Genomic DNA, 15,981 nt, shown 5'->3' on the forward strand with positions numbered 1-15,981 from the left:
GTCCCAGCGTCGGCACCCAAGGCTCCGCCCCAGGCACAGCACCAGCAGCACCGGCAGCACCCGCGGCAACTTTCGTAGCGGCAACATCCGGCCATCAAAAGGCGGCGATCGCATGATCGCAACCCGCTTCCGTCAGATCGGTCTGCTGCTGTTCGCCATTGCGATCAGCGGCATTGCCTTTTTCCAGCTCTTTGCCCGCGTCTACCAGGGCTTCCCGGCCAACCTCGTCACGGCGCTTGTAGTGGTAGCCGTGCTGTTCATTGTGCTCTGGGCGCTGTTGCTGAAATTCCAGCCCTACGCAAGCCAGGAAATCCTGCCGTGTGTGATGCTGTTGACGGCGATCGGCACCATGATGATCGCCCGCATCGATTACGCCAAAAACACGTCCATAGCCTATCGCCAGCTGATCTGGGTGTGCGTCGCCTTGGTGCTGACCTGTATCTTCATCGTTGCCCTGCGCGATTATCGCGTATTACGCCGCTTCTCGTATGTGAGCATGGTAGTGGGTCTTGCGCTGCTGCTTTCCCCTATGATTCCGGGCCTTGGCAAGGAGATCCAAGGCGCGCGCATCTGGATCGGCTTCGGTTCGCACACACTCCAGCCGGGCGAATTCGCCAAGCTTTTCCTCGCATTCTTCTTCGCCGCCTACCTCTTCAACCACCGCGATCAGTTGGCCGTCGGCGGCAAAAAGGTGGCTGGCCTGCAGTTGCCGCGTGTGCGTGACATGGGTCCGCTGATCATCATCTGGTTCGCGGCCATCGGCGTGCTGGTGGTGCAGCACGATCTCGGCACGTCACTGATGTTCTTCGCCATGTTCGTCTCGATGCTTTACGTCGCTACCGGCCGCGGCAGTTGGTTGATCATTGGAGGAATCGCCTTCGTCATCGCAGCGGTATTTTCGGTCAAGTTCTTCGCGCATGTCGGCTATCGCGTCGACGGCTGGCTCCATCCCTTCGATCCGGTCATTTACAACCGCAAATACGGAAGCTCTTATCAGCTGGTCACCGGCCTTTTCGGCCTCGCTTCCGGCGGCCTGTTCGGCACTGGCATCGGTCAGGGGCATCCCGGACTCACCCCATTGGGCAATTCCGATTTCATCTATTCGTCACTCGGCGAAGAGCTCGGGTTGACCGGGCTGATGGCAATCCTGTTGCTGTACCTGATCATCATTACTTCCGGCCTTCTGACGGCCATGAAAATCAAGGACGGATTCGGCAAGCTTCTGGCCAGCGGCCTCGTCTTTACCATGGCGTTCCAGGTCTTTACGGTGGTGGGCGGCATTACGCTGGTCATCCCCATGACCGGTCTGACGATGCCATATATGGCGGCCGGCGGTTCGTCGCTGGTGGCGAACTATATCCTTGCGGCGCTGTTGATCGTCATTTCCAATGAGGCCAACAAGCCCGAACCCGAAGGCGAACTTTCCACGACGATGCAATACGAAGCGATTGCAGCGCTCAACGAACGCAACGCCAAGAAAAAGCGCGATGAGGACCGTCATTCCCACTCGCGTCGCCGCTCGGATGACGCAAAGCCCACGACTTCGAGCTTCCCGGTATCCGCGAACGCTCCCGCTGAAGCCCCTACCCAGGAAGTGTCATCTGTGGACACCGACATCCAGGACCTAAACTTTGACGATCTGATGGGAGGCACGCAATGAACAAATACCTCCGTCAACTGTTCACTGCCGTCATCGTCCTGTTCACGATTCTCGGCCTTTCCAGCACCATGATCACCGCGATCAGAGCCAACAAACTCAACAACGACCCGCGCAACCAACGAGGCCTCTACCATGAGTTCAACGCCCCGCGCGGCTCGATCCTCGCCTCCGACGGCACGGTGATGGCCAAGTCCGATCCGGTCAACGACCCGTTCGCCTACCAACGCTCGTATTCGAACGGCCCGTTATACGCGCCCGTAACCGGTTACTTCTCCATCAGCCAGCGCGCGGATCGTGGTATCGAAGATTCGCGCAACAAGCTGCTGACCGGTGAATCCAACCAGCTTTTCTGGCAACAATTCAAGTCGCTGTTCACCGGATCGGCGAACAAGGGCGCATCCATCGAGACCTCCATCGACCCGAAGCTGCAACAGGTGGCCTTCAGCCAGATGGCCGGCAAAAACGGCTCGGTCGTGGCGCTTGACCCCAAGACCAACCGCATTCTGGCCATGGTTTCGACACCGAGTTACGATCCCAACGTGCTGGCAAGTCATGACACGACAAAGGTCAACCGAGATTACCAGCACTTGACCAGCGACGAATCGAACCCGATGCTCAACCGCGCGATTTCCGAGCTGTATCCGCCGGGGTCGAGCTTCAAGACCGTTGTGGCCACGGCAGCGTTGGAAAGCGGCAAATACCAGCTGGATACACGCATTCCTGCAGGTGCGAGCTATACGTTGCCGAACACCAACACGAAGCTGACCAATACGACCAGCGCTGCGAACGGCGGCGAAGACGGCAAGATCTCGTTCGAGGATGCCCTGGCCTACTCGTCCAACACCGCTTTCGCCCAGCTCGGCGGAGCTTTGGGAGCGCAGACCATTCAGGACACCGCCAAGAAATTCGGCTTTGGTTCCTCAATCCAGATCGACGGCTCGAATTCCACCGGCGCCCCCATGCAGGCCATCGCCTCGAAGTTCCCCGACAATCCGTCCCCGGATCGTCTTGGATTGGCTTCAATCGGCCAAGGCGACACCCAGGAGACGCCGTTGCAGAACGCCATGATCGCCGCAGCCATCGCCAATGGCGGGACACTGATGCGCCCGACGCTGGTCGACCGCGTACGTTCCAGCGACCTATCCGTAATCTCTCAGACCAACCCGAGCGTAATGAGCCAGCCGATGAGCAAGGACACGGCCAGTAAACTCACCGAAATGATGAAAGCGGTCATCACCAAGGAAAACCCGAATCTGGCGATTCCCGGCGTATCGGTCGCCGCGAAAACCGGCACCGCGCAAATCGGCACGAACAACCAGAGTATCGACGCTTGGATCATGGGTTTCGCACCCGCCGATGACCCGAAAATCGCGGTCGCCGTGGTCGTTCATAATACAGATAAGGCAGGTAGTCTCGCGGCCGGACCGATAATGAGGGCAATGATGAAGGAGGCACTGGGCAAATGAAGCTCGTTGAAGGTCAACTGATTCACAACCGGTACCGCCTCGATCGCCGACTTGCACAAGGCGGGATGGGCGAAGTCTGGAAAGGCTACGACATCCAGCTCGGTCGTGTCGTTGCCATCAAAGCGTTGCGCGGAGACCTGACGGATGTGGAGGCGAAACGGCGTAGGCTGCGCATCGAAGCGCACAATTCCGCCGATTTGGCCCATCCAAACATCGCCGCACTCTTCGATTATTACGAGCATGACGGCATCGGTTTCTTGATCATGGAGTACGTCGACAGTGATTCGCTGGCTGATCTGTACCGCGAAAAAGGCGCCATGGATCCGCTTGAGCTGCTGCCGATTCTGGTGCAGGTCGCGCGCGGCCTGTACGTCGCGCATTCCCACGGCGTGATCCACCGCGACGTGAAGCCCGCCAATATCATGGTTTCCAAGGACGGCGAGGTCAAGATCACCGATTTCGGCGTCTCCTATTCCACCAACCAGGCCCAGATCACGCAGGACGGCATGGTGGTCGGCACTGCGCAATACATTTCTCCGGAGCAGGCGCAAGGCAAGAAGGCCACGCCCCAGTCCGATATCTATTCGCTGGGCGTGGTGGCCTACGAAGGCCTGTGCGGACACCGTCCGTTCACCGGTGCGACGCCGGTGGATATCGCCGCCGCGCACGTCAATGACGCCGTCCCTCCCCTTCCTGACAGCGTCGACCTCCAGCTTTCGCAGTTCGTGATGTCGATGCTCGCCAAAGATCCCCGCGACCGGCCGAAAGACGCGTTGGTCGTCTCACGTACGCTTTCACATATCGAGCGCCGGCTTTTCGATCAGGAGGCATCCCTGAGCGAGACCACGATGGTTTCACGCGACGGACGCATCGCACGCCGCGTGGTCAGCGCCCCGTATTCTTCTGACGGGTCCGTATCGGCAAGCCACAGTACTACGCCAAAGCCCAAAGTGGCAAACTCGCGCAATGATGATCAAAGTCATCGTATCGGCGACAACCGCGAGGACGACGAGGCCGACGACATCACGTTGGGCGGAAGGACCAAAGACACCAACGTCACCGCTGCTGTTGCCGCCTCTGCAGCTTCCGACGGCTCCGCTAATGGCTCTGCCAATACTTCCAACAACAACAGCGCCAATCAGGCGAGCCAAGTTGGTCAAATCGACGAAACCGAATCGTCGCCGTACGGCGAATTTTCACCAGCGGCCCAAGCGGCCATACAGACGATGACGCAGACTCTGCAGGCGATTACCGATTACCGGATTCCGCCAGCGAAAACCGGTACCGGACAGGGTGTCAACAGCAAATCCCCGCAGACACCGCTGAATGACGACGCCGCGAGCGCCGGTCTGAAATCGCCTCCCGCACCAACAATTTCACACACTCAAGAAACGAACCCTAGCGGCGATTTCGCCAAACAACCGGCTCACCCCGATTGGCCAGAGTCCACTTCTGACGCTACCCAAACGAATGTTCCGGTTACTGAAACGAAAGACCAGGCAGCGAATACCGAAAACCAGAAGGAGCAGCAATGAGCACCAATATGCCAACATCCTTGGCAAATGGCCGTTACCAGCTGGGGCAACTCATCGGCAGAGGCGGTATGGCCGAGGTCCATATCGCGCAGGATACCCGTCTGGGGCGCGTTGTGGCGATCAAGATCATGCGCTCCGATCTGGCCAACGACGATATCTTCCTCAAGCGCTTCGCCCGCGAGGCGCACTCCGTCGCGCAGATGAACAATGTCAACATCGTCAACATCTACGATTCCGGCGAAGAGGCCATCACCACCGAAGACGGCAACACCGAGCGCGTGCCCTATATCGTCATGGAGTACGTCAAGGGCCAGACCCTGCGCGACATCATCAAGGCGAACGGCCCGCTCAGCCAGCGCGACACCGAACAGGTGATGCTGGGCGTCTTGAACGCGCTTGACTATTCGCACCGGATGGGAATCATCCACCGAGATATCAAGCCTGGCAACATCATGATCAGCGAGCAGGGCATGGTCAAGGTCATGGACTTTGGCATCGCCCGTGCGCTCGACGATTCCGTGGCCACGATGACCCAATCGCAAGGTGTGGTCGGCACCGCGCAATACCTCTCACCCGAACAGGCCCGCGGCGAGACCGTCGACATGCGTTCCGACCTGTATTCGGCCGGTTGCGTCCTCTATGAAATGCTCACCGGCCGTGCCCCATTCACTGGCGATTCGGCCGTAGCCATCGCCTATCAGCACGTTTCGGAAGTCGCCACCCCGCCCAGCGCCATCGTGCCGGGTCTGCCCAAGATGTGGGACCAGATCTGCGCGAAGGCAATGGCAAAGGACCGGCAGAACCGTTACACGACGGCCGCCGAGTTCCGCAACGATATCCTGACTTATATGAATGGCGGCGTCCCGGTGGCGGCGGCGTTCAACCCGCTTACGGACCTCGCCAACATGAAGGAACGCAAGCAGGCCGAGCAGACCGCGGCGACCGAAGCGATGAACCCCATCGAGACCACTGCTACACAGGCCTTCAACCCGCTTACCGGCACCTATGGCAACACTGCAGCCACGCAACTTGCCCCTGGCGGCAACACCGCACTCAAGTCGCGCGCCGAAAAGGCCTCAGAAGACAAGACACACAAAAAGAAAGTCATCATCGGCTCCATCATCGGTGCCATCGTGGCGATACTGGCCATCGCGGGCATCGCTTACGGCGTCACCCACATGAAAAAGGCGGAAACCGTCACCGTCCCGACTTTCAACTCCACTACCACCCAAGCGCGCGCGGAAGAGCAGCTCCAGGAAGTCGGTCTGAAGATGCAGGTCGAGCAGGACACGGATTCCACTGAGCCAAAGGGCACCTTCACCAAGCAGAACCCGTCGGGTGGCGCGAAGGCCGCCAAAGGCTCCACGGTCAAGGTCTGGTTCTCCACCGGTCCACAATCCGGTCAGATACCGAACGTGAAGGGCAAGTCGGTGGATGAGGCCAAAGCCGTGTTGAAGAAGGCCGGCTTCAAGGTCGCGCCTACCACACAGACCGAGGATAGCCCGGATGTGGCACAAGGCATGGTCACACGCACCGACCCGGCAGCAGGCCAGCCTGCAGACAAGGGCACTTCGCTGATGCTCTACGTCTCCTCCGGCATGGCCAAGGTGCCTGACGTCACCGGTCAACAGCAGGATCAGGCGCTGAACCAGCTCAAGGCATTCACCGTGGTCGTCCAGCAGGAGAGCTCCGACAGCGTGGCTCAAGGTCTGGTCACCCGCACCGACCCGGGCAGTGGCGCGAGCATCGCGCAGAAGAGCAACGTCACGGTCTACGTTTCCACTGGCAAGGAAAAGGTAAGCGTGCCCAATGGCATCTCCTTCGGCACCACTACGTTGAGCCAGGCACAGAGTATCCTGCAGGGCTTCAGCATCCAGGTGACCCCAGGCAACCCGCAGGACGGGACCGCCATCGTCACTGGAATGTCGCCATCACCAGGCCAACAGATCGAAAAGGGCGGCACCATCACCCTGAGCACCAAGGCTCCTGCCCAGCAGCCGACGACCAATAACGGCAGCACCGGCACGGGCGGTTCCACCAGCACGAACGGTACTGGTACCGGCAACGGTTCGACCGACACCAACGGTACCAACACCGGCAACGCTGGAAACAGTGGCAACACCGCCAACCATACCAACGGAACCGGCGGTACCGGCAACTGATTGGCTGCGATTGTTTAGGCTGCTAAATGTGGGCTCCGAATCTAGATTTTCCTGTGATTCGAAGCCCGCAATCATTTGGAATCATGCGCATTTGAAAAAATGCAATTCCTTAACACAGTAATTTTTTAATTGCCCTTATTCTTTGCATTACACGAAATAGTTCATTAATGCTTATTCAACTGCTAATATTTAGATATTACGTTTATTCATTGCTGAAAGGAGCTGATATGACCTCAACAGGTATTCCGGTCAATCCCAGCTCCTTGACATGGTATATGAACGATATCGGCCTCTCACCCGATTCCTTAGCAAAGAAGGCCGGTATCAGCGTCTCCCACCTCGACAAGATTTTGCACGGGAACAATGATCCTGGTGTGTCATTTAGGCAACTCAATAATATTGCTTCCAAATTGCTGACTACGACTGCATCGTTGCTGATACCTCCTCCAAGAAATCCCTCATTGCCTGAGCACGTTGATTTCCGCCGCAACAAAAACGAGCCATTATCATATGAGTCCAATAAGCAATTGAAGCAATTTCTGAAGGCTCGCGATAATTATCTGTCATTGAATAATCATGAGGACTCATCATCGGCGTTGTTGAGGCAATTCCACCATCGTGAACTCAGCCAACGGGCGGCAGAAACCCGAGCTCTACTTTTCGGGAATAAGATCAAGCTATCTCTTACCGAATTATCTGACGCAGTTGAACGATATGGGATTCTTATTTTCAGAGTGCACGGCGTACCAACCAGCGACTTTCGAGGCTATTCAGCATATTTTGATGTTGCCCCTATTATCGTTATCAATAATAAAGACTCGGAAAACGGCAGAAAGTTCACCCTGCTCCACGAACTTGCACATTTGATGAATCACACTTCCGGTTTGTGCTCGATCTCGACCAATACCGAACCTATGTGCAACCAATTTGCCGCTTTGGTTCTGATGCCTGAGTCTTCGGTAATGGGCTGCAAAGAAGACAATGTTGACGCATGGATTTTGAAAATCTCCGATAAGCTCGGCGTCAGTGAACATGCTGCAGCCATCAGACTCAATGATTTGGGGTATGCCTCTAGAAGCGATGTAGCAAAAGCTGAGCAACGCTCAAAGGACGCTTGGGCTCGCAGACAAAAGCAACAAAAGACTAGCGACAGGCCCGTGCCGCAGTGGCGGCAAACACTTTCCCATCTTGGACGCCGCTATACTTCAACCGTTTTGGATGCCTTGCAGTCAGGACGCATAGATGAACTTGACGCTAGCTATATGCTCGATACGAGAGTGCCAAGTCTCGAAAAACTCCAAACGCACCTTGGCTACGATGAAGGTGGATATTGATGACGTTTACAATCGACTCCAATATTCTCATTTTTCTGCAACGCAATCAACCACCTGACGTGTTCCCGACGATCTGGAAGTGGCTTGCCACGCAGTTGCATCACGGGGAACTATGTGTGTGTCCGAATGTGTTGGAGGAGTTGAATCGGCAAGACAGCAGAGAAGATAAGCGACTCGTCCATTTCATTACGGAGCATTCATCGTGCGCCAGCAATACACAACGGACTTTAAGCGAATTCGCAACTGTCGCTGAAATTGGTAATGCTTATAAAGACTGGGTCAGGGATACCAAAAACGAAGCCGATCCATGGGTTATTGCACATGCGAAGGAGCATGGTGGCGGCATCATCACTCTAGAGAAAATGACCATTAAACCATCACCTTCAAATCCGCGAATACCATTTGTGGCTCGTACTTTATATGGGATTCAGTCGCTCGATCTTTTCGATTATCTGCGTCTTGTACACAAACATTTCTGACTGCTGATGCAACAAGCCCACATGAATCTTTTTTCCTTTATGCGTCATCACCCTTGCTAGGACAGCCAGAGGATACTGTCCAAAGTCATCAAGATGCCAGACCAGACTTGAGCTCATTGGCAACAGCGATGTGCAAACCATCTTAACTGAGAGCAACAGTGATACTGGCGGACATCTGAATCTTAAAACCGCAGATAAGCAACAATGAGGTGCCCACCTGCAGTTTATCTATGAACTCGCAAGGGAATTATGGCTTCTTCTTTCGGTGGCTTGGCGGACGACGATGAGAGATGATGCCCATCGGGGGCAGGCCGCGCTTGTCAACGAAGCGCGGGCGCAGCAACGTCTTCGGAATCGGGGTGCCGTCATAGTGCCACGGCGGCGGCACCAGCTCACGGTAGTTCTTGCGCATGGCAAGCAGGAAGCCGAGAATAAGCACTATCAGCGCCGCAAGCAGACCATACAGCTGCGCGTCGGCAGCGGCATCGACCAGCGGCGGGATGTTCTGCGGAATGTTGCCGCGCTCGGCGGTGATGACGAGCCGCTCGGTGTTGACGCCATACGGCGTGCAGGTCATCAGGGTAAGCAGATCCTTGCCAGGCACCACCTTGTAGAGATGGACATCGCTCGGACTAACCACGTTGATGTCAGTGACACGGTAACCTATGGTGTGGTTCAATGTGTTGATATAGATGATGTCACCCTTGTTGAGTTCATCGAGCCGGGTGAACAGCAGGGCATTGGGAAGGCCTCGGTGGCCTGTGAGCACGGAATTGGTCGACTTGCCACCCACCGGCAGACTGGTGCCGTAAAGGTGGCCAGAGCCGATGCTTAGCACCGCTTGCGAGGTGCCGTGATAGATCGGCAGATGAATCGACACCTTGGGAATACGGATGGTTCCCATAACGCCTGTCGAGCTTTTCAGCACTGACTGGTAGGTCTCGTCCTTTTGCGATTCGGTGTCTTCATCGGATTTGTAGTTGAACGGATCCTTGACCTCACCTAACGTGGTCTGGCCGGAAGCGGCGATTTTCGCGTTGTAGTCCTGCGCGGCATGCAGTTGCTTGGCTACGTCGCCCCGCGGCCATTTCAACACGTCCCGTTCGGCCTGGATAGCGGCAAGCGTTTCCTGCCTGGCATTGACGACCCAATGGACCGGCACCCACATGATGAGGACCACGGTAAGGATGACAAAGAAATCATGCACGAGTTCAATGAAGATGCGGTAAGCATATTGTCCCCGCTTTTTCACCGGCTTGAGGACGTCATTGAACGACGCCTCATGCAGCGCACGTTCCTCAATCTTTTTCTTACGCTTCATTCATCCGTTCCATCGGTGTGTTCATTTGCTATCGGTTCTTTATATTTTACTGTGATACATGGAACAGATAGCTGCCAGATGTTTAATCAGTGACGTTGAAATACAAAACAAGTCCGTTCGATGCTTCTTCGCCGATTTGTTCACTGCCTATGCCCATAAGAAGCCGAACATTACGCATTATCTCAACTGCGATGCATAAAAGTCGTTTCAGCCACAATCGGAGGTCACCATTCAATCCCAACATGCAAACACCCCGCAAACCTTGGACTGTTCCACCTTCGTTGACCGCGATGTGAAAGATCTCGTTCAAACCCGATATATGAAAAGGTGGTCCGATCCAGAATCAAGGTTCCAGATCGAACCACCTTTTGTTTTCACTTCAATGGCTTGGCCTTGGACCTCACCATTTCAGCGATCAGACCTCACTTGCGCGCATTGACCAAGTTGTTGCGACGCATCTTCGAGGTGACCACCACAACACCAGCGCTGATCAAAGCCAGCAGCAAAACCAACGCGACACCAACGCCACCAGTAATCGGCAGCTGGGTAATCGAATCGATGTTCTTCACAATAATCAGACCGTTCCAAGCATTACCAGTATCACGGGTAATTGAGTTTGCACCCGTACTTTCTATGCCATTAACTGTATCTGCCTTGGTAATAGAGAATGGATTGCTGCCAGTCCCATCGACATCACTGCCAATCGTGACTTTGAAGTCCGCCCTCGTGTAATTAGAGTGTGAAGTTGCTTGCTTAATCTCATACGTGCCGGTAGGCAGACCATCGAACACAATTGTGTATTTATCGTTGGGGGTAGTACCGGAATGAATGGTGGCCATAGCATCAGTGCTTGTACTATCCTTATCATAGATATAGCGACCATCACCATCACGTGTGAATTTCAGCTGAGTATTTCCATTCCAAACGGTAAATGAACCATTATCCAATGGACTAGTACCGTCGTGCTTCGTATTGGTGAGCGTGATCGAATACGTGGCTATGTCTACACTAGTGGCCTTCACTTTTCCAAGTGAGGGGTTAAGCGAAAGAGGTCCAGTCCCTCCGGGATTCAGCGCATCGTTAGAGTAGTCTAATTCAGCCGTATTGCTCTTCATCTTCCAGCTGGCTCCAGTTTTCTGAAGCGTTGCGCTGTACGTAATAGTAATAGCCTTATCCTTGACAAAACTGCTGCTCGCTACTCCATGATCTGAATCGCCAATGGAGAATTTAAGCTCACTACCCGTTGACGAATCATTAAAGAGCGTGGATTGTATACCACCCAACTTCATAACAGCATCATTGTTATAAGAAAGACCATCTGGCAACGTATCCGTGATATCGAAAACGAAATCGTCAAAGCCTACGGTATTGGGGACAGCCGTCGTCAAAGTAAACTCAACTTTGTCACCGACCCTAACGTTGTCAAGTTGGTTAGCACCACCAGATATTGCCTCACCATTAATTGCAGTAGCCTTCTGGGTAAGAGTTGGTTGCTGATTCTTCATGGTAGCTTCGCCCAATGCAGTATCGCTGGTGCCAATCTTATTGAAATCGCCAATGGGTGTGCTTACAATCATGGGGATAGAATCTGATTTACCTTCGGAAATGTCCCCTGTTGACACATCTGTCACATCACCGATTGCATAAATGCCAACCGGGACAGTGGCTGTAGCAGTATTTCCTGCTGGCGTCAAAGCAGTTCCACCATTAAAATTAAGAGGAGCGGTTATAGAAGGCAGATCACCCTTAGCGAGGGCTGTTACGAAATCACGCAAAGTTCCGGAATATGGGGCGGTGCCGCTGCTAGCAAGCTGTGCCACCCATGCCATCGGATTAGATGCATCATACGTAGCACCTGATGCACCCGCTGTTTCAGCAGCCTTCTTAACCTGATTTAAGACACTAGATTCAGTAGACAGCGAAACACCACTCAACTTATGAGATGTGGAATCGCCTGTTGCATAGGTATAGTGAGCAAGCTTGACGTACTTGAGCGTATGCCCAGTAGGAACGTCGGAAATCGTAATCTTGCCTGTCTTGCTAGCGAGTTCAGTCTCATTATATGTCGTATCATCCGCTGCATTCGCAGTGCCAACACCGATGGCACCCATGGCAAGCAAGGTCGCCGCGGAAAGAACCATGGCCGCCGCACTGCGTAAGCCTTTTCCAAACTTCATAATTTCTCCTTGTATTCTCCGTCAATACAATTGTTTTTTAAGTTTTCGTTGTGTCCGACCTCGGCACATCAGGAACACCATCAGTGGCTCAATTCGTCATGTTCAATCCCCTTCGAGAAATCGCATGCGCACCGTTGATGCACCCCACAACAAAAGCCGCATAATGTAATTCATTATACTGCAAGATTTGATTAATTTTTTAGTTATTTGCCAATATTTTCATTAGCCACTTAAAATCCAATAACTCATCACTTTTGAACCTCGTTCCGTTTCTCTTCTCTTTTTCCAGTTTCAGCCAAGCGGCCACCACCAACCTTGATGGCCGCCAGCCAAGTCGTTACCGTTGTATTCGATGGCGTCTTCTCATCAAGGCCGTGCCTACAATCACCGAGACGCATATCAGCACCAGCAGTGCGATCAGCGAAATACCGGTAGTGGCGAGAGCACCCAACGGCCCAGAGATTTTGCCCTCGTTTGCGTTGTTTGTGGCGCCATTGTTCACAGAACCGTTGGCAGTCGATCCATTGGCCGCGGTTCCGTTGCTTTCAGAACCATTGCCATTGGCATTACCCTGACCGCCGTTGTCACCACCATTCACGTTATGGACTGGCTTAAATATCGGCTTAATCACGTTGTGGATAATCGTGTCAATGATGCCTTTCTTGGGCTTCGTGACGTTCAACGTGATAATCGCACCAAGATTGTTATCAGCACTGACCGGCTTGCCAGCCAGGTCGTGAGCGTCATTGCGAACCACCTTGACATAGACGCCGTCATTGTTGCTATGGTCAACGGTGAGCTTCACGTCGAAATCCACCAGTTCAGTCTTCGACACACCTGAAGGAGGTTCGATTTCTTTGATGGTGTAAATCCCCGGCGGCAATCCGTCGATCTTAAGCGCGCCAAGATCCAAGCCTCCGTCACCGGTATGCTTGCCACTTGAGCTGACAAGATCCGACGTGGTATGCGAAGCCTCATCTTCAGCCGGATGGTACACGTACGAACCGTCGGCAAGTTTCCTGAATTTCAGGGGTGTCTTGCTCCCCTTCTTATAGACTTCAAAGACCGCGCCGCCAGCCGGTGCATTGTTCTTCGAACCGTCAACGCTCTGGAACTGCAAGTAATATGTGGCAAACTGAATCATTTCGGTATCCGCATGCTGAGTGGCACCACAACCCGTCGCAGGATTGGCCAGACAGGATGGTCCAGGCTGATTGCCAATATCGCTGGACCAATCAACGCCAACAACGTTCTTTTGTAGTCCGGCATCGATAATCTTTGCATCAAAGCTGATGACGATAGGTGCGTTATAGGCATAGTCCATCACATCCGGGAACGTAAACCCAATATATGGTGTACCGCCCACGACATTGCCATGGTCGAAATAAACCTCATTAGTCATCGACAAGGGGGCTGGGGAAAAAGTAGAGGCAACAGGAACATCCACGCCATCAACCATCGCCTTGGCAGAGCCATCTACATACTTCAAGCCAGCGGTCAGCTTATCCGTGATCTTAAAGAAGTAACTACTAAACGCCGTGGTCATCGGCACGTTGGTTCTGAGCTCAAAATGCATGACGTCGCCATCAAGCGGAATACCATCACGATCGACCGGCTTCTTGTTTGCGTCCTTGGTCGATACCCATTTTTGAGTCACTGACGGGGTGCTCGCTTTCGCGGTAATCTGCCCAAGCTTAGGAAGCAAAACGTTGCTGCTGTCAATCGTATCGAGCTTGTCCGGCCCAACTGTCGTACCGGTCAGCATCGGGATCGAGTTTGACTTACCGTCTGCATTCTGACCGGTCACGTCCTCGATGACGTAAAGCCCTTCGGGTATGCCCTCGAATACCGCTTTGCCTCCCGATTCGGTAACGGAATTGGCGCCAGCAATCGCAGCTTTGAAATTGCCATTATTCTGAAGGATGGTCACGAAATCACGCAGGTTACCGGTGTACGGAACAGAGGATGAACTCTCGTCATAATTCGGCGTATTGTCATTATTACTTTTGGATCCAAGCCAATGCTTGGAAATCCAACAAACCTTATCATTACCACACTTGCTATCTGCAGGCTTTCCAGCCCCAGCAGTGCTTGCGGCTCTGTTAACCGCAGTGGCGACAGGAGACGAAGACGGCATCCCCTCAATATCAAGATTCGAAACCGCGTTCCGGTTTTCTTCGACATTCTTGTACTTGCCGATTTGCACGGCCTTGAACTTATGACCAGCGCCAGCATCATTGATGGTGATTTTGCCATTGTTGCCAACAGTGACCGGACCGGCATTTGCCGCGCCCACACCTACAATTCCGCAAGCCAATAACGCCGCTGCACTAAATGCAGCGGCTACAGCATTGAACAATGACTTGTGTACAGCCATAATCCCTCTCCTGGTGACGTTCGCAACCATCGCGCGCGTCACCGTGTTACCTTGGCTTGGCGCCCAATCCCACCAATGTATTTCGTCATAATCAACAATAACATAATCCGTGACTTGTTTTTATGACAAATTTCTGAGTCATATTTGATGATCATCAACTCTATGTCTTCTTATTCCATCGCTTCAATTTTTGATACTTAGAACAATGTCGAAGGATCCATGCAAACGCTAAGTTTTAAAGAATAAAATTCATCAGATTTCAATATGCCTTAAACTACGCAGATGTAGTTTTCCACTAAGGTGGAAAAGTTTGTGGATAACTTGAGCACAACTCGTGGATTACTTGGGGAAAAGTTACGCACTTATCGACAATAGTTTCGAAAGCCCTTTATTTTCAACGATTTCAGGATGTGCATAATGTGGATAACCAACTGCACACAGACGGCAAACCTTATCCACAACCGTGTGGACAACTTGCTATTTATCCACACTTATCCACAGGCCTAAACCCCGTACGGTGGATAATCTGACTGCAGACAGCATCGTCGCCGCTTTTTGAACAATCTTCAAGCGTGGGTGAACCAAACAACGGTCAATAAACCAAATCAGCAATCTTCACTTTCCCGGAACCATGAAAATTCAAAAACGCCTAAAAATAAATATTCTTAACGCAATACACAAATTTAGCCCTTATCCGAACCCAAAAAGCCCATACGAATTAGACACAAAATATTCACACTTTTGAGGGTACTATTCCTCACACAAAAAAGCGCGCCCCGAAATCCTTCGGGAAACGCACCTTTTGATATCGCCAGTACCAGGAAACCAAGCGATCGCAGAACCGTCTTACGACACTCGTCAATCTCCTAAATTCGCAAAAGCGACAGCGCTTAGCGCCACCACATCGTCATGATGAAACCGACCATCACGATGCAGAACGCGATCAGCAGATTCCAAGCGCCGATGCCCGGAATTGGATACTTGCTGGTGAGGTAGTACACAACCGCCCACGCAAGCCCAAGAATCATAAGGAAGCAGAAGAGCGGCACAAACCAGCTCGGGTTCGCCTTGGTGCCCTTAATGGTCTCCTCAACGCGCTTGCTGTTCTCGGCCTGACGCTGGGCGACGCGACGCAGCTGCGGGCTCATCGACTTCTTGTCGGTATTGTCGGCGCTCAGCAAAGCCTCGATTTTGTCCATCGGCAGGTCGAGATCCTCGTCATCGCTTTCCTTCTGGCCGGCCTCATCGGCATCCTTCTGATCCGCTGCCGTATCGTCACTCTCCGTGGTCTCGGTAGCGTCGTCATCCGCCTGCGTATCGGGCTTGTCCCATGCCTTCTGCGCCTCATCCTGCGTCGCGGCGGCATCGGTGCCCTTATCCAGCTCTTCGTCAGCCATAAGCGTAGTCTCCATTCAATAGCCTAAACGCCATATTAGTGTACACTCGAAACAAGAGAATGAGTGAGTCGAG

Annotated in this window: 9 protein-coding genes and 1 pseudogene; 6 read left to right on the top strand and 4 right to left on the bottom strand. The window is 53.3% G+C overall.

Annotation, left to right across the window (positions count from 1 at the left end; genetic code table 11):
• Nucleotides 1-112 precede the first annotated feature (112 nt).
• From PT275_RS07470 to PT275_RS07495, 6 genes and pseudogenes are all read left to right on the top strand, one after another.
• Entirely contained in the window at nucleotides 113-1,660 is a 1,548-nt protein-coding gene (locus PT275_RS07470; protein WP_277153767.1) for an FtsW/RodA/SpoVE family cell cycle protein, read from the top strand.
• Nucleotides 1,657-3,126: a penicillin-binding transpeptidase domain-containing protein gene (locus PT275_RS07475; protein ID WP_277153768.1), complete on the top strand. Its 1,470-nt coding sequence runs from the start codon at nucleotides 1,657-1,659 to the stop codon at nucleotides 3,124-3,126. The genes PT275_RS07470 and PT275_RS07475 overlap by 4 nt, the downstream gene beginning before the upstream one ends.
• Nucleotides 3,123-4,022, top strand: a pseudogene (locus tag PT275_RS07480) (serine/threonine-protein kinase); the annotation flags it as partial. The gene PT275_RS07475 and the pseudogene PT275_RS07480, both read left to right, overlap by 4 nt.
• 635 nt (nucleotides 4,023-4,657) lie before the next feature.
• Nucleotides 4,658-6,823, top strand: a complete 2,166-nt coding sequence (gene pknB / locus PT275_RS07485; protein WP_277153769.1) for a Stk1 family PASTA domain-containing Ser/Thr kinase — start codon at nucleotides 4,658-4,660, stop codon at nucleotides 6,821-6,823.
• 227 nt (nucleotides 6,824-7,050) lie between these two features.
• Nucleotides 7,051-8,157 (top strand): XRE family transcriptional regulator, encoded by a 1,107-nt coding sequence (locus PT275_RS07490; protein WP_277153770.1) that lies wholly within the window; start codon nucleotides 7,051-7,053, stop codon nucleotides 8,155-8,157.
• Nucleotides 8,157-8,636, top strand: a complete 480-nt coding sequence (locus tag PT275_RS07495) for a DUF4411 family protein (protein ID WP_277153771.1) — start codon at nucleotides 8,157-8,159, stop codon at nucleotides 8,634-8,636. Before PT275_RS07490 ends, PT275_RS07495 begins: the two co-directional genes overlap by 1 nt.
• Nucleotides 8,637-8,883: 247 nt before the next feature.
• On the opposite strand, the gene PT275_RS07500 is transcribed toward PT275_RS07495, so the two are convergent.
• The 4 genes from PT275_RS07500 to crgA all read right to left on the bottom strand — a co-directional run bounded on the left by PT275_RS07500 (nucleotide 8,884) and on the right by crgA (nucleotide 15,908).
• Complete coding sequence (locus PT275_RS07500) at nucleotides 8,884-9,957, bottom strand: class C sortase (protein ID WP_277153772.1); 1,074 nt, start codon at nucleotides 9,955-9,957, stop codon at nucleotides 8,884-8,886.
• 422 nt (nucleotides 9,958-10,379) lie between these two features.
• Nucleotides 10,380-12,134, bottom strand: coding sequence for an isopeptide-forming domain-containing fimbrial protein (locus tag PT275_RS07505; protein WP_277153773.1), 1,755 nt, complete (start codon nucleotides 12,132-12,134; stop codon nucleotides 10,380-10,382).
• 337 nt (nucleotides 12,135-12,471) lie between these two features.
• Nucleotides 12,472-14,511 carry a SpaA isopeptide-forming pilin-related protein gene (locus PT275_RS07510; protein ID WP_277153774.1) on the bottom strand — a complete coding sequence of 680 codons (2,040 nt, stop codon included), beginning with the start codon at nucleotides 14,509-14,511 and terminating at the stop codon, nucleotides 12,472-12,474.
• An 890-nt stretch (nucleotides 14,512-15,401) separates the two neighbouring features.
• Nucleotides 15,402-15,908, bottom strand: a complete 507-nt coding sequence (gene crgA / locus PT275_RS07515) for a cell division protein CrgA (protein WP_277153775.1) — start codon at nucleotides 15,906-15,908, stop codon at nucleotides 15,402-15,404.
• Between the last annotated feature and the right edge of the window lie 73 nt (nucleotides 15,909-15,981).

This window comes from Bifidobacterium sp. ESL0745 (assembly GCF_029433335.1).
Taxonomy (GTDB): domain Bacteria; phylum Actinomycetota; class Actinomycetes; order Actinomycetales; family Bifidobacteriaceae; genus Bifidobacterium.